Origin of the sequence: Lentzea sp. NBRC 105346 (genome assembly GCF_030269605.1) — a bacterium.
GTDB lineage: Bacteria > Actinomycetota > Actinomycetes > Mycobacteriales > Pseudonocardiaceae > Lentzea.
Map to the genome: position 1 here is coordinate 1 of NZ_BSTQ01000006.1, position 20,258 is coordinate 20,258.

Annotated in this window: 23 protein-coding genes and 2 rRNA genes; 16 read left to right on the forward strand and 9 right to left on the reverse strand. The window is 69.1% G+C overall.

Features of this window, described 5'->3' with window-relative positions:
- The 3 genes from QSK35_RS14375 to QSK35_RS14385 form a co-directional block, all read left to right on the forward strand.
- Positions 1-96: ribosomal RNA gene (locus tag QSK35_RS14375) — 23S ribosomal RNA — on the forward strand; the annotation flags it as partial.
- 89 nt (positions 97-185) lie between these two features.
- Positions 186-302: ribosomal RNA gene (gene rrf / locus QSK35_RS14380) — 5S ribosomal RNA — on the forward strand.
- Positions 303-374: 72 nt separating this feature from the next.
- On the forward strand, positions 375-1,178 hold the full coding sequence (locus QSK35_RS14385) for a GNAT family N-acetyltransferase (protein ID WP_285746155.1): 804 nt from the start codon (positions 375-377) through the stop codon (positions 1,176-1,178).
- On the opposite strand, the gene QSK35_RS14390 is transcribed toward QSK35_RS14385, so the two are convergent.
- Positions 1,160-1,384 (reverse strand): helix-turn-helix domain-containing protein, encoded by a 225-nt coding sequence (locus QSK35_RS14390; protein ID WP_285746157.1) that lies wholly within the window; start codon positions 1,382-1,384, stop codon positions 1,160-1,162. The two genes, QSK35_RS14385 and QSK35_RS14390, sit on opposite strands and share 19 nt — an antisense overlap.
- Positions 1,385-1,742: 358 nt before the next feature.
- Complete coding sequence (locus QSK35_RS14395; RefSeq protein WP_285746159.1) at positions 1,743-2,207, reverse strand: Lrp/AsnC family transcriptional regulator; 465 nt, start codon at positions 2,205-2,207, stop codon at positions 1,743-1,745.
- A gap of 80 nt (positions 2,208-2,287) precedes the next feature.
- Here QSK35_RS14395 and QSK35_RS14400 point away from each other — a divergent pair, with 80 nt between their 5' ends.
- The 6 genes from QSK35_RS14400 (at position 2,288) to QSK35_RS14425 (ending at position 8,754) form a co-directional block, all read left to right on the forward strand.
- A complete protein-coding gene (locus tag QSK35_RS14400) occupies positions 2,288-2,701 on the forward strand; it encodes a rhodanese-like domain-containing protein (protein ID WP_285746161.1) in 414 nt (137 codons plus the stop codon).
- A 25-nt stretch (positions 2,702-2,726) separates the two neighbouring features.
- The gene (locus QSK35_RS14405) at positions 2,727-3,467 is read left to right on the forward strand and encodes a type 1 glutamine amidotransferase (protein WP_285746163.1); all 741 of its coding nucleotides are present in this window, start codon (positions 2,727-2,729) and stop codon (positions 3,465-3,467) included.
- 81 nt (positions 3,468-3,548) lie between these two features.
- Entirely contained in the window at positions 3,549-4,682 is a 1,134-nt protein-coding gene (locus tag QSK35_RS14410; protein WP_285746165.1) for an inorganic phosphate transporter, read from the forward strand.
- A complete protein-coding gene (locus tag QSK35_RS14415) occupies positions 4,679-4,864 on the forward strand; it encodes a hypothetical protein (protein WP_285746167.1) in 186 nt (61 codons plus the stop codon). Before QSK35_RS14410 ends, QSK35_RS14415 begins: the two co-directional genes overlap by 4 nt.
- Positions 4,865-4,888: 24 nt before the next feature.
- On the forward strand, positions 4,889-7,792 hold the full coding sequence (locus tag QSK35_RS14420; RefSeq protein ID WP_285746169.1) for a bifunctional [glutamine synthetase] adenylyltransferase/[glutamine synthetase]-adenylyl-L-tyrosine phosphorylase: 2,904 nt from the start codon (positions 4,889-4,891) through the stop codon (positions 7,790-7,792).
- Positions 7,793-7,821: 29 nt separating this feature from the next.
- Positions 7,822-8,754: an NADP-dependent oxidoreductase gene (locus QSK35_RS14425; protein WP_285746944.1), complete on the forward strand. Its 933-nt coding sequence runs from the start codon at positions 7,822-7,824 to the stop codon at positions 8,752-8,754.
- Between the two features lie 39 nt (positions 8,755-8,793).
- Here the strand turns inward: QSK35_RS14425 and QSK35_RS14430 are convergent, their stop codons facing one another.
- Entirely contained in the window at positions 8,794-9,027 is a 234-nt protein-coding gene (locus QSK35_RS14430) for a hypothetical protein (RefSeq protein ID WP_285746171.1), read from the reverse strand.
- A gap of 104 nt (positions 9,028-9,131) precedes the next feature.
- Between QSK35_RS14430 and QSK35_RS14435 the strand changes: the two genes are divergently transcribed.
- The 6 genes from QSK35_RS14435 to QSK35_RS14460 are packed head-to-tail and all read left to right on the forward strand — an operon-like array spanning position 9,132 to position 12,591.
- Positions 9,132-9,713 (forward strand): hypothetical protein, encoded by a 582-nt coding sequence (locus QSK35_RS14435; RefSeq protein ID WP_285746172.1) that lies wholly within the window; start codon positions 9,132-9,134, stop codon positions 9,711-9,713.
- Between the two features lie 17 nt (positions 9,714-9,730).
- Positions 9,731-10,195 (forward strand): hypothetical protein, encoded by a 465-nt coding sequence (locus tag QSK35_RS14440; RefSeq protein WP_285746174.1) that lies wholly within the window; start codon positions 9,731-9,733, stop codon positions 10,193-10,195.
- Positions 10,192-10,548 (forward strand): pyridoxamine 5'-phosphate oxidase family protein, encoded by a 357-nt coding sequence (locus QSK35_RS14445; protein ID WP_285746176.1) that lies wholly within the window; start codon positions 10,192-10,194, stop codon positions 10,546-10,548. Before QSK35_RS14440 ends, QSK35_RS14445 begins: the two co-directional genes overlap by 4 nt.
- Before the next feature lie 31 nt (positions 10,549-10,579).
- Complete coding sequence (ybiA, locus tag QSK35_RS14450; RefSeq protein ID WP_285746179.1) at positions 10,580-11,080, forward strand: riboflavin biosynthesis intermediates N-glycosidase; 501 nt, start codon at positions 10,580-10,582, stop codon at positions 11,078-11,080.
- 54 nt (positions 11,081-11,134) lie between these two features.
- Complete coding sequence (locus QSK35_RS14455; protein WP_285746180.1) at positions 11,135-11,668, forward strand: DUF5819 family protein; 534 nt, start codon at positions 11,135-11,137, stop codon at positions 11,666-11,668.
- Positions 11,665-12,591 carry an HTTM domain-containing protein gene (locus tag QSK35_RS14460; protein WP_285746182.1) on the forward strand — a complete coding sequence of 309 codons (927 nt, stop codon included), beginning with the start codon at positions 11,665-11,667 and terminating at the stop codon, positions 12,589-12,591. Before QSK35_RS14455 ends, QSK35_RS14460 begins: the two co-directional genes overlap by 4 nt.
- On the opposite strand, the gene glnA is transcribed toward QSK35_RS14460, so the two are convergent.
- Positions 12,579-14,003, reverse strand: a complete 1,425-nt coding sequence (glnA, locus tag QSK35_RS14465) for a type I glutamate--ammonia ligase (protein ID WP_285746184.1) — start codon at positions 14,001-14,003, stop codon at positions 12,579-12,581. The two genes, QSK35_RS14460 and glnA, sit on opposite strands and share 13 nt — an antisense overlap.
- A 169-nt stretch (positions 14,004-14,172) precedes the next feature.
- Here glnA and QSK35_RS14470 point away from each other — a divergent pair, with 169 nt between their 5' ends.
- On the forward strand, positions 14,173-14,637 hold the full coding sequence (locus QSK35_RS14470) for an RDD family protein (protein ID WP_285746186.1): 465 nt from the start codon (positions 14,173-14,175) through the stop codon (positions 14,635-14,637).
- A gap of 9 nt (positions 14,638-14,646) precedes the next feature.
- Here QSK35_RS14470 and QSK35_RS14475 read toward each other — a convergent pair whose 3' ends face one another.
- The 5 genes from QSK35_RS14475 to QSK35_RS14495 form a co-directional block, all read right to left on the reverse strand.
- Positions 14,647-14,901, reverse strand: coding sequence for a hypothetical protein (locus QSK35_RS14475; protein WP_285746188.1), 255 nt, complete (start codon positions 14,899-14,901; stop codon positions 14,647-14,649).
- A 194-nt stretch (positions 14,902-15,095) separates the two neighbouring features.
- The gene (locus QSK35_RS14480) at positions 15,096-15,311 is read right to left on the reverse strand and encodes a hypothetical protein (RefSeq protein ID WP_285746191.1); all 216 of its coding nucleotides are present in this window, start codon (positions 15,309-15,311) and stop codon (positions 15,096-15,098) included.
- Positions 15,312-15,444: 133 nt separating this feature from the next.
- Positions 15,445-17,409 (reverse strand): ATP-binding protein, encoded by a 1,965-nt coding sequence (locus QSK35_RS14485; RefSeq protein WP_285746193.1) that lies wholly within the window; start codon positions 17,407-17,409, stop codon positions 15,445-15,447.
- Between the two features lie 129 nt (positions 17,410-17,538).
- Positions 17,539-17,850, reverse strand: a complete 312-nt coding sequence (locus QSK35_RS14490) for a hypothetical protein (protein WP_285746195.1) — start codon at positions 17,848-17,850, stop codon at positions 17,539-17,541.
- A gap of 86 nt (positions 17,851-17,936) precedes the next feature.
- Complete coding sequence (locus QSK35_RS14495) at positions 17,937-19,913, reverse strand: ATP-binding protein (protein WP_285746197.1); 1,977 nt, start codon at positions 19,911-19,913, stop codon at positions 17,937-17,939.
- Between the last annotated feature and the right edge of the window lie 345 nt (positions 19,914-20,258).

Consider the following 20,258-nt stretch of genomic DNA (forward strand, 5'->3'; position numbering starts at 1 on the left):
AAGGCCCCCAGCTAGACCACTGGGTTGATAGGCCAGAGATGGAAGACCGGTAACGGTTGGAGTTGACTGGTACTAATAGGCCGAGGACTTGTTACAAAGACGCTACGCATCCACTGTGCGGTTCTGGGAGAACGAACCAGGCCGATCGAGCATCTCTCGGGGTGCTGGTTTGAATTCCATAGTGTTTCGGTGGTTATAGCGTTGGGGAAACACCCGGTCCCATTCCGAACCCGGTAGTTAAGCCCTTCTGCGCCGATGGTACTGCACTGGTGACGGTGTGGGAGAGTAGGTCGCCGCCGGACAAAATTTCCCTGTGGGGGTCCAGTACGCTGGACCCCCACAGGGCTTTTTGCGTTCTTGGGGGAGCCAGCCCGATGGAAGCAGTCGCCCACGCCGACGCAGTCGAGTTCGCCGACCTCGTAACCCCGTTCCTGGCGACAGACCCGGCCCGATACAGCGTGCACCTGACGACCGTGGACCTGGCGCTGCGAGGTTCCGATGCAACCCTGATCTCGCTACACGACAACGGAAACCTCGCCGGCGTAGCGACGCGTCTGCGCCCGGCGCGCCCGGTCCAGGTGGCCGGCATGCCTCCTGGTGGCGCTGAAGCACTGGCGAATCTGCTGCGTTCGGCCGATCCCGAGGTGCCGGCCGTGGTCGGGCCGCGGGATCGAGTGTCGGAGTTCCGAGCGGCCTGGTCCCCGGACGGCGTGGAGACCGTCGCGACCCTGCTGTACCGGCTGGACGCGCTCATATCCCCGAACGTGCCAGGCGACGCGCGCGAGGTGCCCCTTTCGTCGCTGGGCGACTGGTGGCGAGCCTTCCTCAGGGACACCACCGAGATGACGGACGAGGAGGCGTTCGCGTTCGTCGAGGCGAACCGCGCGATGCCGACGCGCCACGTCGTGTGGGAGGTCGACAGCACGCCGGTCGCCTGGGCCGCCACGACAGTCCCGGTGGGAGGCGTGTCGCGAATCGGCCCCGTCTACACCCCGCCCGACCAGCGAGGGAACGGATACGCCGCCGCGGCCACGGCGGCGATCACGCGGTGGGCGCTGGATGCAGGCGCGCACGAGGTCGTGCTCATGACCAACGCCGACGCGGCCGGGCCGAACAGGCTGTACCGCCGACTCGGCTTCGAGGTCATCGGCGACTGGTCCTACTGGACGTTTTCCTGAGCCGTGCTCCGGTAGGTCAGCAGATCGCCAGGCTGGCACCGAAGCACCTCGCACAGGCGCGTGAGCGTGCTGAAGCGAATCGCCTTGGCGCGCCCGTTCTTGAGCACCGACAGGTTGACCACGGTGACGCCGACCAGGTCGGCCAGCTGCGTGAGGGTCATGCCGCGCTCGGCCAGGAGCTTGTCCAGGTGCACTTCGATGATCACACGGTTCCCTCGAGGTACTCGGCCATGCGGGAGCTCTCGCGCAGGGAGATGGGGCGGCGCCGGCCTGCCGCGTGATGCGCATGACCGACGCGAGCAGCGTGGCCAGCGGGTCGGCGATCAGCAGGAACAGGCTCAGCATGCGCGCACCGCCCGCCGTTCCGGCGTTTTGGAAACCGGCCGGCGCGACCTGGTTGACCAGGCGGTTCGTCACGAACAGGGCGACCGCCGCGACCACCAGGCGGGCAAGGTCAGCATGGCCGTGAGGCGCTTTGGCCGATGTAGCACGCCGCTCACTTCCAGCTGACGACCGCGAGCGCGATCAGCACGGATATGACGCTCAGCAGGCTTGTCATCGCTCCTATCGATCAACAACACCGTCGAAAATCGATATGACCACCGGCCGGTTGCGCACCGCCGACGAGAACACCAGCGACGTGGTCGTGTCGCCGTACCGCTGAGCCTCCTCAACCAACTGCTCCAGCTCGACCATCGACCGGCACACCACACGCAACAGCCAGCAGTCGTCACCGGTCACGTGGTCGGCGTCGCGAATCTGAGGCAGAGCCAGGATGTGCGACCGAAACCGAGGCGTGTCGAGCGACCGAACCCGAACCCGCACGATCGACTCGATCGGCAGCCCAAGCCGCTGCGGGTCGACGACGGCCGCATACCCGGTGATCACCCCAAGGGACTCCAGGCGCCGCACCCGTTCGGTAGCGGCCGGCGCCGAGAGCGAGATCCGCTTGGCCAGTTCGGTGAACGTCATCCGGCCGTCCTCCTGCAGGAAGGCCAGAATCTTCCAGTCCAGATCATCGAGCTCCACCGTGGAATCGTAGGCCGAAGCCAAGAAACGCCTGGACTTCTCCATGGAGACAGAAAAACCTAGCAAGCACGATCAACAGCATGAGCAACGTGTTGCGCCACGCCCCAGCCGCACCGGCCAAGGCCGCCGAGTTCTTCGCCGCCGAACTGGCCTTCGAGGCCGACCCGGACGACGTCGTCCGCGACATGAAGGAGGGCACGACCGAGGGGTACGTGCTCGTGGAGACCCGAGCCGGAGAAGCGTTCGACGCGCTGCGGATTCCGGGCGCGATCAACCTGCCGTACCGGGAGATCGGCGAGCACACGAAGCTGGACCCCGGCCTCGTGTACGTCTGCTACTGCGAGAGCTTCCAGTGCAACGCGGCGACCAAGGGAGCCTTGAAACTGGCCGAGCTCGGGTACCGCGTGAAGCGGCTGGCCGGAGGCATCACCGCGTGGCGGGCCGCCGGTTACCCCGTCGAGGGGAATGGCGTGCAGGTCGCCTGCAGCTGCTGAGGCAACGCGACCTAGGCTCACATCCGTGACCCGCATCCTCGTGTTGCAGCCGTCGAAGTCGGACCCGCTCGCCCGGCTCGGCGAGTGGTTGACCTCCGGCGGTGCCGAGTTGGACGTCGTCGGACTGTGGGAGCGGGCCGCGCCCGAAAGCCTCGACGGGTACCAGGGCGTGGTCTGCCTCGGCGGCGAGATGGGGGCGCTCGACGATCTCGAGTACCCCTGGCTCGCGGACGTGCGGCGGTTGCTGTCCAGCGCCGTGGCGAAGCGTGTGCCCGTGCTCGCGATCTGTCTCGGGGCGCAGTTGCTCGCGGTGGCCACCGGCGGGCAGGTGCGGCGTGGGCCGAACGGGTGCGAAATCGGTGTGCTGCTCGTCGCGAAGCGGGACGTGGCCGGCCGCGACCCGTTGTTCGCCGAGCTGCCGTGGACTCCGGACGTCCTGCAGTTCCATCACGACGAGGTGCACGTTCTGCCTCCGGCGGCAGAACACCTCGCCGCGTCACCCATGTACCCGCATCAGGCCTTCCGCGTCGGGGAGAGCGCCTACGGGCTGCAGTTCCACATTGAAACCACGCCCGAGATCGTGCTCAACTGGGCTGAGAAGAATCCGGAGAGCGCGGCCCTCGCCCGTCCTGGGCAGTTGGATCCCGGCTTCCTGGTCGAGGCGCACCGCGACATCGAGGAGGTCTGGCGGCCCTTCGTGGCGAGATTCACGGCGTTGACGCGCGGTGAGATGGCCCCGGCGGGAATACAGCTTCCCCTTGTGTGACCTTACTTTCGTAGCTCGATCGGTACGCAAAGTTCCCGGTACCTTCAAGTTGGCCTGTTTCGATCCAGCCGGAGGATCAGTGTGGATCCCGCACTCATAGTGGCCGTCGTCATCACGACGGCCCTCATCTTCGACTTCACCAACGGTTTCCACGACACGGCCAACGCGATGGCCACCTCCATCGCGACAGGCGCGCTGCGACCGAGAACAGCGGTCGCACTGTCGGCGGTGCTGAACCTCGTCGGCGCGTTCCTCTCCGTCGAGGTGGCCAAGACCATCTCCGGCGGCATCGTGGACGATGCCAAGATCACCCCCGCGATCATCTTCGGCGGGCTCGTCGGTGCGATCATGTGGAACCTCGTGACCTGGTACATAGGGTTGCCGTCGAGTTCCTCGCACGCGTTGTTCGGCGGTCTGATCGGCGCGGCCTGGGTCGCCGCGGGCATGGACTCGATCCACTTCGCCAAGGTCTTCGACAAGGTCGTCATCCCCGCGGTCGCGGCGCCGCTCGTGGCGGGAATCGTGGCGGCGATCGCGACGAACGTCGCCTACCGGCTCAAGCGCAAGACCGACCCGCGCGTCTCGCACGTCGGGTTCAAGGTCGGTCAGGTCGCGTCGGCGTCGATGGTGTCGCTCGCGCACGGCACGAACGACGCGCAGAAGACGATGGGCATTATCACCCTCGCGCTGATCACGTCCGGCTCGCTCGCACCCGGTTCGCCGCCGCCCACCTGGGTGATCGTCAGCGCCGCGCTCGCGATCGCGCTCGGCACCTACCTCGGCGGCTGGCGCATCACGCACACCATGGGCCGCGGCCTCACCACGATCGAGCCCGCTCAGGGCTTCGCGGCGCAGACCAGCACCGCGGCCGCGATCATGGCCTCGTCGCACCTCGGGTTCGCGCTCTCCACGACGCACGTCGCGTCCGGCGGCATCATGGGCTCCGGCCTCGGCCGCGACCGGCGCGGCGTGAAGTGGGGCATGGCGGGCAAGATGGTGCTCGGCTGGGCGTTCACGCTGCCCGCCGCGGGCATCGTCGGCGCGATCGCCGGCAAGTGGGCGTCGAGCGGCACCTCCGGTGTCATCGGCGTCGCGGTGGTCGGCATCGCCGTGTCGGTCGGAATCTGGATCGCGTCGCGGCGTGAGCCCGTTCGCCCCGAGCACATCGTCGACGAGGTCGCCGCGCAGGCCGAGCTGCACAAGGTGGCGGCGTGAAAATCAACTGGATGGCGCTGCTGACCGTCTTCGGCGCCACGCTGCTCACGACGCTCGCCGTGGTGGTGCTCTTCGTGATCGGCATCCGCGCGTTGTCGGCGGACCGCAAGCCGGTCGCGTACGCGAGCTTCGGCGGGTGCAGCGCGGTAGTCCTTTTCGGTCTCTACCTGATCGTGGCGTAGCAACGCCGACTAAGTTTGCTCTCGATGAGCGAACCGGTCCGCGCCGCGTCACCAGCCCGCTTCGGGCTCACCGAGCCGCGCAGCGAGGAGATGCTGCACGCGGCGGGCTGGTGGGCGGACCGCCGGCCCGCCGAGGGCGGTGAGCACGTCCTCGCGGCCCTGTCGCGCACCCCGGATCCCGACCTCGCGCTGCGCGGGCTGGACCGGCTGCGCGACGCCGTCGGGGACGCCTGGCCCGAGCTCTCGGGCCGGCTGCACGACGACCGGGTGCTGCGCGGCAGGCTGCTCGCGGTGCTCGGGTCGTCGACCGCGCTGTCGGACTTCCTGATCGCGAACCCGGATCGCTGGCGTTCGCTGACCGCGCCGTTCGACTTCGAGTCCCTGAACGGGGCGGCTCAGCTGCGGGTCGAGTACCGCATGCAGCTGTGCCTGATCGCCGCGGCGGACCTCGCGCACATCGTCGAGCCCGAGCTGCCGTTCGTGCCGTACGACGAGGTGGCGGAGCAGCTGTCCGACCTGGCCGTGGCCGCGCTGCGCGCGTCGTTGACGCTGGCGGCGCAGCGGATCGGTGACAAGGTGGCCGACTGCCGGCTCGCGGTGATCGCGATGGGCAAGTGCGGCGCGCGCGAGCTGAACTACGTGAGCGACGTCGACGTCGTGTTCGTCGCCGAGGGTGATCTCGGGGTGGCGACGCGGCTGGCGTCGTCGATGATGCAGATCGCCGGCCAGGCGTGCTTCGAGGTGGACGCGGCGCTGCGGCCGGAGGGCAAGGCGGGCGCGCTCGTCCGGACACTGGACGGCCACGCGTCGTACTACAAGAAGTGGGCGCGCACCTGGGAGTTCCAGGCGCTGCTCAAGGCACGGCCGGTCGCGGGCGACGCCGAGCTCGGCCAGGCCTACCTCGACGTCGTGCGGCCGATGGTGTGGCAGGCCGCCGAACGTGAGAACTTCGTGGCGGACGTGCAGGCCATGCGCAGGCGCGTCGAGGACCACGTGCCGTCCGGGCTCGCGGAGCGCGAGCTGAAGCTCGGCCGTGGCGGCCTGCGCGACGTCGAGTTCGCGGTGCAGTTGCTGCAGCTCGTGCACGGCCGCAGCGACGAGGCGTTGCGCATCCAGGCGACGACCGCGGCGCTGGCGGCTCTGGGCCGGGGCGGCTACGTCGCCCGGACCGACGCGGCGGACTTCGGCCGCTCCTACCGGTTCCTGCGCACGCTCGAGCACCGGCTGCAGCTGCAGCGTTTACTGCGCACGCACCTGTTCCCCGCCGACGACGACACGTCGGCGCTGCGCTGGCTCGCCCGCGCGTCCGGGCTCGCCGCCGAGGGCCGCAGGTCCGAGAGCGAGGTGCTGGTCGCCGAGTTCCGCAGGCACGCCAACCAGGTGCGGCGGCTGCACGAGAAGCTGTTCTACCGGCCGCTGCTGGAGGCCGTCGCCGGGGTGCCGACCGAGGCGCTGCGCCTGACCACGGCCGAGGCGGGCGCGCGCTTGGAGGCGTTGGGCTACACGTCGCCGGACGGTGCGCTGCGGCACATCCAGGCGTTGACGCACGGTGTGTCGCGCCGCGCGAAGATCCAGATGGCGCTGCTGCCGGTGCTGCTGGACCTGTTCGCCGAGACGCCCGACCCGGACGGCGGGCTGCTCGCGTACCGGCGGGTGTCCGAGGCACTGGCGGAAACGCCCTGGTACCTGCGGCTGCTGCGGGACGAGGGCGCGGTCGTCGAGCGCCTGGCGACGTTGCTCGGCACGTCGAAGCTCGTGCCGGACCTCCTGGTGCGCGCGCCCGAGGTGTTGCGGCTGCTGGCCGACCCGGACGCCCTGGTCGGCCGTGATCCGCTGATCGTCGGGAATCCCTTGCGCAGCGCCGTTTCCCGGTACGCGGATCTGGAACGCGCCGCGTCGGCCGCGCGGTCGCTGCGCCGCCACGAGCTGTTGCGCGTGGCGGCGGCCGACCTGCTCGGGCTGATGTCGCTGGACACCGTGTGCGTGTCGCTGTCCGAGGTGTGGGCCGCCGTCCTGCAGGCCGCCCTGGACGCCGCGATCCGCTCGTCGGGTTCGCCGCTGGCCACGATCGCGGTGATCGGCATGGGCCGGCTCGGCGGGCGTGAACAGGGCTACGGCTCGGACGCCGACGTGATGTTCGTGTGCCGGCCGTTGGACGGTGTCTCCGACTCGGATGCCGTGCGGTACGCGAGCCCGATCGTGGAGAACATCCGGCGCGTGCTCGGCTCGCCGTCGCAGGACCCGCCGCTGCAGGTCGACGCGGACCTGCGGCCGGAGGGGCGGCAGGGGCCGCTGGTGCGGACGCTCGAGTCCTACCGCGCGTACTACCGGCAGTGGGGCGAGATCTGGGAACGCCAGGCCCTGCTGCGCGCCCGGCCCATTGCCGGTGATGTCTCCTTGGGTGCCGAGTTCGTCGAGATGATCGATCCGTTGCGGTATCCGGACGCCGGGCTGGACGCCGCGGCCGTGCGCGAGATCCGGCGGATCAAGGCGCGGGTCGACGCGGAACGCCTGCCGCGCGGCGCGGATCCGTCGACGCACACCAAGCTGGGGCGTGGCGGGCTCGCCGACGTCGAGTGGACCGTGCAGCTGTTGCAGCTGCGGCACTCCGGTGCCGTGCCCGCCTTGCGTACACCGTCCACAATGGCCGGAATGGCCGCCGCCGTCTCCGCCGGTCTGCTGACCGAAGAGGACGCCTCGGCGTTGCAGACGGCCTGGAACCTCGCGACCCGCGCGCGCAACGCCGTGATGCTGGTGCGCGGCAAGTCGTCCGATCAGCTGCCCACGTCTGGCCGGGAGTTGTCGGGTGTGGCGTCCATCATGGGACATCCCGTCGAGCGCGATCCCGGCGAGTTCCTCGACGAATACCGGCGGACGGCCCGTCGTGCGCGCGCGGTGGTCGAGCGGGTGTTTTACGGTGAGGAATAGGCGGAGCCTCACGGAAGTTGGTCTTGGTTGTGAAAGCGATCGCGTTGACCGAATACGGTGACCCCGACGTACTGACGCTGCAGGACCTGCCCGACCCGCTCGTCGGCCCCGACCACGCGCTGGTCGAGGTGAAGGCGGCGGGCATCAACCCGGTGGACTTCAAGATCCGCCAGGGCTACCTGCAGGGCATTCTCCCGCATCACACGCCGTTGATCCCCGGCTGGGACGTCGCGGGCGTCGTGCGGTCGGTCCCGACCGCCGTGCGCGACTTCAAGGCCGGCGACGAGGTGCTGGGGTACATCCGCAAGGACCACGTGCAGCACGGCGCCTACGCCGAGCTCGTCTCGGTGCCGACCCGGATGCTCGTGCGCAAGCCGTCCACTGTGGACTGGGAGGTCGCGGGTGCGCTGCCGCTGGCGGGTCTGACCGCGGTGCAGTCGTTGCGGACGGCCGGGGTGTCGTCGGGTGACACGGTTCTCGTGCACGCGGCCGCGGGTGGCGTCGGTCACCTCGCGGTGCAGATCGCGTTCCAGCTCGGCGCGAAGCGCGTGATCGGCACGGCGTCGCCGCGCAACCACGACTTCCTGCGTTCGCTCGGCGCCGAGCCCGTCCCGTACGGCGACGCGCTGCTGAACGCGGTGGCAGAGGTGGTCGGTGGCGACGGCAAGGTCGACGCGGCACTGGACTTCGTCGGCGGACCCGCGCTGGACGACTCGCTGCAGCTGGTCCGGGACCGTTCCCGCATCGTGTCCATTGTGGATGGACCGCGCACGGTCGAGCAGGGCGCGAAGCACGTCTGGGGCCACGCCTCGCAGGAGGACCTGCAGTGGCTGGTGGACCTGGTGGCCGCGGGTTCGTTGAAGGTCGAAGTGCAGCGGACGTTCCCGCTGGAGCAGGCGGCGGACGCGCATCGGTTGCTCGAAGGCGGGCATGTGCGCGGCAAGGTCGTGCTCACGGTCTGACGACGAATGAGGGGGCCGCGACAGGCCCCCTCACTCGGATCACTCTTCGTCCGCGTCGGGATCGACCGCGGGCGCGCTGGTGAACACCTCGACGACCCACTCCTCCTCCAGCGAGTCGCTGTCCTCGGAGTCGGGAACGAGGCGGTTGTACAACTTCACGCCGAGCCCGAGCACGTCGGCGGCCTGGACGGCCTCAATGGCCTCCTGGGCGGAGTCGACGATGTTCGTGGTCAGCAGCTGCGTGGCCGTGTATTCGGCAACTTCTTCAGACACGCGCGGACCCTAACGCATTGACTCTTCACCCGATCGAGTTGACACTATCTGCGCTCGTCGGGGGAGCTGTGTTTGTCATGCCGGGGGTACAGACGGGGAACTAGATGCATCAGCACCGCGTGACGCACCGTGGTCGAACCGCGATCACCATCGCGGCGGTGATACTCGGCGTGCTGGTCTTACTGGGCGTGATCCAGTTCGCACTCAGCGGTAACAAGCCCGAGGCGACGCAGACCCCCGCGGTGAGTACGAGCAACACGTCCAAAGGCAACGCCGAAGGCGCGCTTGGCCTGGACGAGACCACCCAGCCGTCGGTCGACACCAAGGTCGCGACCGGCGTGTTCCGGCAGCAGCGCGGCATGCTGACCGTCGAGGTGACCCGCATCGAGAACGCGGGCGGCAAGATCTCCCTCGAGGTGTCCGCGACCAACGCCTCCACCGCCCGGATGACACTCCCCGTAACCGGGATCATCGTGGTGGACAACGCGAATCGCACCTATGTGGCGTCCCACTCGAAGTGGGAAGGACTGCTGACGCAGGGCGGACGGGCGTCCGGAACGGTCACCCTGGACGAGAAGGTGTCGCCGGACGTGACGACTCTCACACTCACGTTCTCGTCGATCTCGGGCCAGTTCGCGCCGACCGGAGCGGCGATCTCCGTGACCGGTATCCCGGTACCCCGCTGAGAGTGTTTGATCAACGGGTGACGTGGTTACCCGTGCTGACGGTCGTCGTCGGCGCCCTGATCGGTTTTGTGCCGAACTACCTGATCGAACGCCGCAAGGAGCGGACGCTGCTGCGGACTCGGTGGGACAGCCCGCTTTTCGAGCTCTGCTCGGAGTTCACGTCGACCGCCCGGCGCTTCCTGGAGCTGTGCGCGAAGAAGTCGCCGGACGTGGACGAGACGCACGAGTCGCTGCGCACTTTGTGCGAGCAGCTGCGGTTGCTCGGCAGCTACGACGTGCAGGTCGCGGCGCGGTGGGTCATCCGGCACGCCTTCGCGGTGCGCGAGGTGGGCGAGGGCCGGGAGGATCCGCGGGCCGGCGAGTTTCCCGGTCAGGCTCCCGATGTGCGGATGCACGAGGCCCTCAACACCCTGTACGTGGCCGCCCGCAAGCAACTCCGGGTCGCTTCGCCGGATGCCGTCGCGCCGAGGGAGCTCGGGTGATCGACCGGCTGGGGACCGAGCGCAACGCCTGGATGTGCACGCTGCGGCCGGACGGCTCGCCGCACGTGACGCCCGTCTGGTTCGTGTACCTGAACGACACCTGGTGGGTCGCCAGCGAACGGCCGAACGCCAAGCTGCGCAACATCCACGCGGACCCACGGGTGGCACTGCACCTGTCCGACGGCGACGCTCCCGTTGTCGCGGAAGGACGTGCGGTCGTGCACCGGTCCGGGTACCCGGACGCCGTCGTGGAGGCGTTCCACGTGAAGTACGGGTGGAACATCGACACCGGGGAGAGCGTGCTCTACGAGGTGCCGGTCTCGAAGTGGTTGCTGTCCGGCGCGGCCCAGTAAATCGCTCGTGCGCCGGGTGACACTGGTCGGCGTGAGATACCTGTTCTTCTGGGGCCATCGGCCCGAGCGCGACGGTAGTGCCGGCAAGGGGTGCCTGAGCCAGTGGTGGCCGGCACCGTTCGTTGTGGACGGTCTGACGTACGCGACCGCCGAGCACTACATGATGTGGGGCAAGGCGATGCTCTTCGGTGACACGGAGACTGCGGCCCGCGTGCTCGAGACGACGGATCCCAAGCAGGCCAAGGCCATCGGGCGCGAGGTGCGCGGGTTCGACGACGCGGTCTGGCAGCGGGAGCGGCTCGCCATCGTCGTGCGCGGGAACCTCGCCAAGTTCTCGCAGCACGAGGACCTGCGCCGGTTCCTGCTCGGCACCGGCGACCGCGTGCTCGTCGAGGCCAGCCCGCTCGACCGCGTGTGGGGCATCGGTCTCGCCGCCGACGACCCGCGCGCCCAGGACCCGGAGCAGTGGCAGGGCCTCAACCTGCTCGGCGCCGCGCTGACCGAGGTCCGGGCGTCTCTGTTGACGATGTAACGCGGCGGGTTTCACCAATGGTGTGACCGCGGCCACCGTTCCTAACGTCGTCGTATGAAGCTACGACGGACCGCCGTGGCGCTGTTCGCGCTCGTCGCCGTGGTGCACGTGGTGCTGATCTTCGTGCACACGGCGCCGTTCCGGCTGCCGTTGCGCGCCGCGGCGAACTCCTACGCGGACCCGTACTTCCGGCAGGACTGGGGCCTCTTCGCGCCCGATCCGGGAACCGAGAACCAGGCCGTCGTCGCCCGGCTGGAGCTCGCGGACGGCACGATCACGCCATGGGTCGACCTGACCGCGGAGGACCTTGAGGCCGTCCGGCATTCGTTGCTGCCGGGGCAGGTTCCGCAGGTCCAGCTCGACTACGCCCTCGGGTACTACAACGACACGCACCGCGAGGGCGCGATTCCCGAGGACGCCCGCGCCACCGAGATCTACCTCGGCAACATCGTGCTGCACCGCCTGGCGCCCCGATATCCGACGCCCGCGGTCGCCGTGCAGGTGAAGGCGGTCTACACGCGGGTCGTGCTGTCCGGGGCTCCTCCGCCTTCGGAAGAGGTCGAGTTGCCGTGGTGGAGGGTGGGATGAGGGTCCTGGACCGCTTGTGTGAGCGACCGGTCGGGCTCTACGCCGCCGCTGCGTTGCGAATCGGCTGTGCCCTGCTCGTCCTGCTGCAGCTGGTGCGCGAGTTCCCCTCGCGGCGCGAGGCGTGGGGGCCGGCATCACCGTGGCCGCAGTACGTCCGCGGCACGTCCTACGATCGGTTCGGGCTGCTGGACCTGTCGTCCTCGATGCTGTACTTCGAGCTGTTCTACCTGGCCTCACTGCTGGTCTGCGCGCTGTTCGCGCTCGGCTGGCACCCCAGGCTCACGTCGGTGCTGTTCGCGCTCGTGGTGGTGTCGTTCAACTTCCGCGCGCCCATGATGGTGCTCGGCGGGCAGCGGATGATCCAGCTGCTGGCCATCTACCTGATCTTCGCCGCTTGCGGTCAGGTGTGGTCGCTGCACCGGTCTTCCTTGCGGCCCTTGACGATCGCGCTGCACAACCTCGCGATGTTCGTCATCGCCGCCCAGGTGTGCACCGCCTACCTCTGGGCCGGTCTGTCCAAACTGGAGGGACCGACGTGGCGCGACGGCACGGCTCTCGGCTATGCGTTGCAGCTGTCGAATCTCCGGGTGTGGCCGGAGCTTTCGGATCTAGTGCGCTCCAACGGCCTGCTCGTGATGGTCGCCTCGTACGCCGCCGTGTTCGTGTCGGCGTCGTTCCCGTTCACGTTGTTTTCCCGCTGGCTCAAGTACCCCGCGCTGCTGATGCTGGTCTCGATGCATCTCGGCATCGCGGTGCTGATGGGGCTGCCGCAGTTCTCCGCGGCCATGATCGTGGCGGACTTCGTCTTCATCCCGGACCGGTTGTGGCAACGCGCCGGTGCGTGGGTTCGGCGGCGAACGGCCGAGGGCCCGGCGGACGAATCCACCGGGCCCTCGGTCAGATCAACGGATCACACGTCGTAGTACAGCGCGAACTCGTAGGGGTTCGGGCGCAGGCGCAGCGGGTCGATCTCCTGCTCCCGCTTGAACGAGATCCAGGTGTCGATCACGTCCGGCGTGAACACGCCGCCCTCGAGCAGGAACTCGTGGTCGGCCTCCAGGTTGTCGAGCACGGCGTCGAGGGTCGCGGGGACCTGCTTGACGTCGCGGGCCTCCTCCGGCGGGAGCTCGTAGAGGTCCTTGTCGATGGGGGCCGGCGGCTCGATCTTGTTCTTCACGCCGTCGAGGCCCGCCATGACCATCGCGGAGAACGCGAGGTACGGGTTGCCCGAGGAGTCGGGGCAGCGGAACTCGATGCGCTTGGCCTTCGGGTTGTTGCCCGTGATCGGGATGCGGACACACGCCGAGCGGTTGCGCTGCGAGTAGACCAGCGAGACCGGGGCCTCGTAGCCCGGCACGAGCCGGTGGTACGAGTTGACGGTCGGGTTGGTGAACGCCAGCAGCGAAGGCGCGTGGTGCAGGATGCCGCCGATGTAGTGGCGGGCGGTGTCGGACAGGCCCGCGTAGCCCGACTCGTCGTGGAACAGCGGCGCGCCGTCCTTCCACAGCGACTGGTGGGTGTGCATGCCCGAGCCGTTGTCGCCGAAGAGGGGCTTCGGCATGAAGGTGACGGTCTTGCCCGCCTGCCACGCCGTGTTCTTGATGATGTACTTGAACAGCATCAGGTCGTCGGCGGCGTGCAGCAGCGTGTTGAAGCGGTAGTTGATCTCCGCCTGGCCCGCCGTGCCGACCTCGTGGTGGGCGCGCTCGACGCTGAAGCCCGAGTCGCCGAGGTTGAGGACCATCTTGTCGCGCAGGTCGGCGTAGTGGTCGGTCGGCGTGACGGGGAAGTAGCCGCCCTTGTACTTGACCTTGTAGCCGCGGTTGCCGCCCTCCTCGTCACGGCCGGTGTTCCACCAGCCGGAGATCGAGTCGATCTCGTGGAAGGCCGCGTTCGCGGTGGTGTCGAAGCGGATCGAGTCGAAGATGTAGAACTCGGCCTCGGCACCGAAGTACGCGGTGTCGGCGATGCCCGACTCGGTGATGTACTGCTCGGCCTTGCGCGCGATGTTGCGCGGGTCGCGGCTGTACGGCTCACGCGTGAACGGGTCGTGCACGAAGAAGTTGACGATCAGCGTCTTCTCGATGCGGAACGGGTCCAGGCGCGCGGTGTAGAGGTCGGGCAGCAGCAGCATGTCCGACTCGTGGATCGACTGGAAACCACGCACGGAGGAGCCGTCGAAGGCGAGCCCGTCGTTGATCGCGTCGGCGTCGAACGCCGCCGCGGGCAGGGTGAAGTGCTGCATAACGCCCGGCAGATCGCTGAACCGCACGTCGACGAACTTCACGCCCTCGTCGGAGATGAACTTGAGCACCTCGTCGGAATTTTTGAACACCCTCGTCGACTCCTTGACTATGGAATACGGCTGGTCATCGCGAGCGACCGTATGTCGATGGTGTTGCCCGTCGGTCACTCGGATGTTTCGCCAGTGTTAACGGGGCGGTCCCAGGGGGCAAGACGACCTGCCGATCCTCACCCGTTGAGCACAGGCTTACTCTGGTGGGGTGAGCAGGTGGACCGGTTCGTGGCTGTCCGGACCCCGTTCCGTACTGGAACCGGGCGAGGGCACCCAGCAGCAGCAATGGCGCGGGGAGCGGCACGGCTTCCCCAAGGACGGACCGGGCTCCATCGCCTCGATCGGGCGACGCACGTTCGCGATCCTGGTCGACTTCCTGCTGGCGGCCGGAGTGGCCGGCCTGTTCACCCGGCCTGAGCTGCCGAAGAACTGGAGTCTGCTGGCCTGGTTCGTCATCACCGTCATCGCCGTGGCGTTCTTCGGGTTCACGCCCGGTCACGCGCTGTTCGGCCTGCGGGTGGCGCGCATCGACGGGAGCGGGACGGTCGGGCCGCTGCGGGCGCTGGTGCGCACCGTGCTCATCTTCCCGATCATCCCGGCGCTCGTGTGGGACTCCGACGGACGGTGCCTGCACGACAAGGCGGCAGGCACCGTCGTCATCAGGGTTCGATGACGCGCGGTCTCAGCAGCTCCCGGGCTCGGTGCTCTGGATACCGCTGACGCGGGTCTGCTCCGGGCGCACGCCCAGGTCGTTGCCGCCCTGGATGCCGCCGACGCGAGTCTGCTCCGAGTGCCTGCCCCCGTCGTAGCTCTTGAGGCTGATCGCGCGGGTCTGAGCGCAGTGGCGGGTGTCGTCGTCGCCGGCCAACGCGACCGCCCCGCCGGCAGTCAGCAGGGCCGCGGCGGCGACAACAACTCGGATCGTGATTTTGCGCATTGTTCGACTCTTTTCCGTTGCGTCTGGAGGTTTCCGGCGACAACGGAAAAGTATCTTTCGATACTGACCTGAGAAAATAGGTGAAACCCGCAGGTGTTACACAGCGCGGGTGCGAGAGAAAACGCAGCGTTACGATATATGTGGTTGACGGTGCCTGCAACGACGAGGTGAGCAGGCACCGTCATCGAGGTGCGTTAACGCTCGGACGTGATGCCGTTCAGCCGGCCGCCCGCGACCGCGTTCGTGCGGTTGCCCTCGGGGTGGCCGGCGATGGCGACCATGTTCGCCCGGCCGCCCGCCGGGTGAACACCGGGCGCCTGCTGCTCCGACGCACCGGCCAGCGCCATGCCAGCACCGATCACGGACAGAGCAGCGGCGGCGACGATGACCGACTTCGTGAACGAACGCATGCCAGAACTCGCTTTCGTTGATTTTCAGCTTGGCTGAAGAGAATTCTTCGTTGAACTGAAGGTAGCGAGATCGGCCGTTTCGTAGTCAGTGGTGAAACCCGCAGCGTTGCGTTACGTGTCGCGACGCCGAAATTCATGCGCCGACGGACATCGACCAGGCCACGACCTGCGTGCGGGTGCGCAGGCCGAGCTTCTCCCTGATCCGGGCCAGATGCGCCTCGACGGTTCGTTCGGACACACCCACGATGCGTGCGATCTGCCGGTTGGTGTCACCGCGCGCGACCAGTGCGGCTATTTCTCGTTCGCGAGCCGTCAACGGCGAGTCGGATTCGGTCGGCAGCAGCCATTCGTCGTGAACGGCATACGCGATGATCTGGTCGCGTTCGAGGCTCGCGCCGCCCGCGACGGCCGCGTGTGCGGTCGGTGCGTGAACCACCTGGCGGGCGAGGTCCTCGGCGGCCCGCACCATCGGCGCCCAGCGCGGGTCGTCGGTGGTGCGCAACGTCGTCGCGCCGCCGACCAGCCGCAGCGCGCGCTCCGGGCGTTCGGTCCGGGCGGCCACGACGGCGAGACCTTCCACGAGGTACGGCGTCTCGTAGACGTTGTCCGGCGCGGAACGCAGGCCCTCGGTGAACAGGCTCTCCGCCCGCGCGAGGTCGCCGCGCAGCACGGCGACGGTGCCCGCCGTGTGCAGCAACGCGGGCAGCTTCGGCGGCTCGGCGTACAGGCGGTAGATCGGCAGCGCGCGGTTGACCAGCTCGTCGGCGAGCTCCCGGTCGCCGTCCTGCAGCACCGCCCACGCCAGGTTGTGCAGGCAGGTCGCCTTGTCCATGGGCGCGTCGAGCTGGTCGAGGCACACCTCGTAGGTGGCGCGCGCGGACGCGAGCTCACCGCGGGCGAGGTGCACGGCGGCGAGCACGTTCAAGGACCGGCCGAGCAGGTGACGTTCGCCGGTCGACACCGCCACCTCGACCGCGCGTTCGGCGAGCACGAGCGCCTCGTCGCGGTCGCCGTCGGCGCTGGCGAGCCAGCCCGCGTGGGTCAACGCGACGCACCGGTCGTGCGGGTCGGCGTCCGCGTGGTCGAGCGTGTCCTTCAGCAACGTCAGGCCCCGAGCCGTCTCGCCGTTGATCCACAAGCAGATAGCCAGGGTGGTGACGAGCGGGAGCACCGGACGGCCCAGCCGCGCGGCGGAGTCGGCCGCGAACTCCAGCAGGTCCACCAGGCCGATCAGCTGTTCGTGCCGGCCCGCCGGCGTGAACACCGGTTCGGTGAACTCGCGCGCGATGACGCTCAGTCCGTGCACCATCCGCAGCTCGGTGACGGCCACCTCGCCCGCCGCGGCGAGACGTTCCCGCGCGTACTCCCGGATCGGCGCCAGCAGCCGGTACCGGCCGTCGTCCGCGACCACCAACGACTTCGCGACCAGCGCGGCGACCGTGGCCGCGCAGCGCGTCGGGTCGAGATCGCACACCGCACCCGCGGTGCGCAGGTCGAACCAGCCCGGCAGCATGGCCAGCGTCCGGAACACCCGTCGTTCCCGCGGGGTCAGGCCGTCGTGACCGCGGTCGATCGCCGCACGCAGGCGTTGATCATCGAGCACCGCGGGCAGGAGCTCGGCGGGGGAGGGCCGGAGCCGCGCCGCCGCTTCGATCGCGAGCGGCAACCCGTCCAGTTGCGCGCAGATCCGCTCGGCGACGTCGGGGGCGGTGTCGTGCCGGAAGAGCGCCACGGCGTCGGCCGGTGGGAGCGGGCCGACCGGGAAACGGACCTCGCCGGGCACGAGCAACGCCTCGCGGCCGGTCGCGACGATCCGCACGTTCGGGCATTGGGTGAGCAGCTCGGTCGCCAGCCGGGCGTACTCGTCGATGTCCTGCTCGCACCCGTCGAGCAGCACGACACATCGGCGCTCGCCGATCGCCTCGATGTCGAGATCGGCGACGGGTACGGGGCGCTGCCGGGAGAGCAGCTCGGCCGCGAGGCGGCTCTTGCCGACGCCCGGCGGTCCGACCAACGTGACAAGACGGTCCTTGCGTAACAGCCTGCGTAGCTCGACGAGTTCGTCAGCGCGTCCGGCGAAACCGCAGTTCGAACACATAGGCAGGCCTTTCGGTCGACCTTGCGTGTAAACGGCGGCGTCCGCTGAAGATAGCGAGGGAATTACTAGGTATCGCGTTAGTTCCGCCAAATCGCGGAAGGCCGTTGCCGGCCTTCCGCGGAAAATGGTTCAGCTGACGCCGCCCAAGCGGTTGTCCGGACGGTCACCGGTGACACCCATGACGCGGCTGTCCGGGCGGTCACCGGTCACGCCCATGACCCGGCTGTCCGGGCGGTCACCGGTCACGCCCATGACCCGGCTGTCCGGGCGGACGTCCTGGGCGGTGCCGCCGCGACCGTCCGGCTCGACGCTCTGGATTCCGCAGTGCTTGCGGCCGGGGATCGGGCACCACTGCGAGTCGGCCGAATCGGCCAGCGCGATACCGCCGCCGCTGAGGATGAACAACGCGCCGGTCGCGACAATGATCTTCTTGAGGTTCATGGCAGCTCTTTTCGGTCGAGAATGTCGCTTGCGGTGAGAACGTTGCCATCCGGTGACTTACCCGAATATTCGCAAAACCCGCTGCGTTACGCACTGGCGGAGAGCAGCCAGGCCGCCACCTGCGTTCGGGTCCGCAATCCGAGCTTCTCCCTGATTCGGGCCAAATGCGCCTCGATCGTGCGTTCCGAGAGTCGTACGACGCGCGCGATCTGCCGGTTGGTGTCCCCGCGCGCGACCAGCGCCGCGATCTGCCGTTCCCGCGGCGTCAGCGGTGAGTTCTCCGTTCCCTCCGGCCATTCGCCGTCGCGCGCGTACCTGATGACCCGGTCGCGGTCGAGCCGGGCGCCCGCGGCGAGGGCAGCGCGGGATTCCGCGTCGGGCAGCTGGCCTCGCGCCAGCCGGTCGGCGGCACGGACGAGCTGCCGCCAGCCGGGGTTCTGGCCGGTGGACAGCGGGCCGCGCAGCGCCGATCCGGCGCCGATGAGCCGCAGTGCGCGTTCGGGGTCGTCGTCCCGGGCCGCGACGATCGCCAGTCCTTCGACGAGAAACGGCAGGTCGTGCGCGTTGTCGGGTGCGATGCGCAGAGCGTCCAGGAAGAGCGCCTCGGCCCTGCCGACGTCGCCTCGGTGCAACGCGATCGTGCCCGCGGTGTGCAGGATCGCGGGCAGCTTCGCCGGTTCGGCGTACAGCCAGTACACCGGCAGCGCCCGGTTCACCAGCTCGTCGGCGAGCGCGGCGTCACCGCCCTGCAGCACCGCCCACGCGAGGTGGTGCGTGCAGGTCGCGCGATCGAGCGGATCGTCGAGCACGTCCAGGCAATCCGTGTAGGTCGCGTGGGCACGGGCGAAGTCGCCGCGCGAGAGGTGCACGCCGGCCAGCGCGCTGAGCGCCCGGCCGATCTGCGCCCGGTCATCGCCGGCCGCGAGGACGGCCGCTTCGGTGAGGGCGAGGGCCTCCTCGTGATCACCTTCCACGCACGCCAGCCAGCCCGCGTGCGTGAGCGCGAGGCAGCGGTCCGCCTCCGGCGCGTCACCACGCGCGAGCGTCTCGTTCAGCAGGCGCCGTCCCTCGGCGGTGTGCCCCTGGCTCCACCAGTAGAGCGACGGGGTCGTCGCGATCGGCAGGTCGCAGCGGCCGTCGCCGACCGCGGCCGGCGTGAACACCGGGCCGGTGACCTCACCCAGCCACGCCACGACCCGGTCCTGCGCCGCCTCCCGCTCGCCCGCCTCGACGAGCCGTTCGTGCGCGTACAGCCGGATCGACTCCAGCTGGTGATAGCGGCCGTCGCCCGCGACGACCAGCGACTTCGCCACCAGCGACGTCACCAGCACGGCGAGCCGGGCCGCGTCGATCTCGCAGATCGCGCTCGCCGTGGCGAGGTCGAACCCGCCGGGCAGCACGGAAAGCGTGCGGAATACGCGCTGCTCGGCCGGGTCGAGCGAGCGGTAGCTCCACTCGATCGCGGCCCGCAGGCTGCGGTGCCGCGACGCGCACGTGCGGCCGCCGACGGTCAACAGGTCGAGCCGCTGGTCGAGCCGGGCCAGGATCTCCGCCGGCGGCAACGCGGGCACGAGCCGCGCGGCCAGCTCGATCGCGAGCGGCAGCCGGTCCAGCCGCGTGCAGATCCGGTCGACGACCTCCGACCGTCCGACATCGCCCTGCGCGCGGTCGGAGAACAACGTCGCTGCCGCGTCCGGCCGTAGTGGAGGCACCCCGAACACGGTCTCGCCGGGCACCAGCAGGGCCTCGCGGCTCGTCGCGAGGATGCGCAGACCGGGACAGCGGCCCAGCAGCGTCTCGGCGAGCCGGGCGCACGCGTCGATGTCGTGCTCGCAGTTGTCCAGCAACAGCAAGCACTTCCCTTCGCCGACCTCGTCCGCGATCTCGGCCGGGCCGTACTTCGCGACGTCGACGAGGCGCACCTCGGGCTGTCGCGCCACGAGCTCGAGCGCCAGCCGCGTCTTCCCGGCGCCGGCGGGACCGACGAGGGTGAGCAGCCGGACGCGGCGCAGCAGCTTGCCGAGCTCGGCGAGCTCGTCGTCGCGGCCGACGAAGCTGTCCAAAGTGGCTGGTGGTGTCAAACGCGTCGCAGGGGCGGTCTCTCTGCTGCGACTGCGGTAGGCGCGCTGGCGGCAGGCGTTGGAGCAGTAGCGGGCACGGCCGTTGGCTGCCGCACCGCAGACCGAGCACATGGTGGAGCCCTTCGGTCACCGTGGGTGTGCAGCGGCGGTGCACTGACGCTATCGAAAGTTACTGACCAGCGGCAATCGCCGCCCCCAAGGCTGGTGAAGTGCCTAGGGGTCGTAGGGGAGCCGGTAGGGGAGACCCGCTGACCTCGTTGTCATGCAGGTCACATTAGGTGCCGATAGATCCACTCGGGTGTTCGGGAAACACTTAAGACAAGGTCC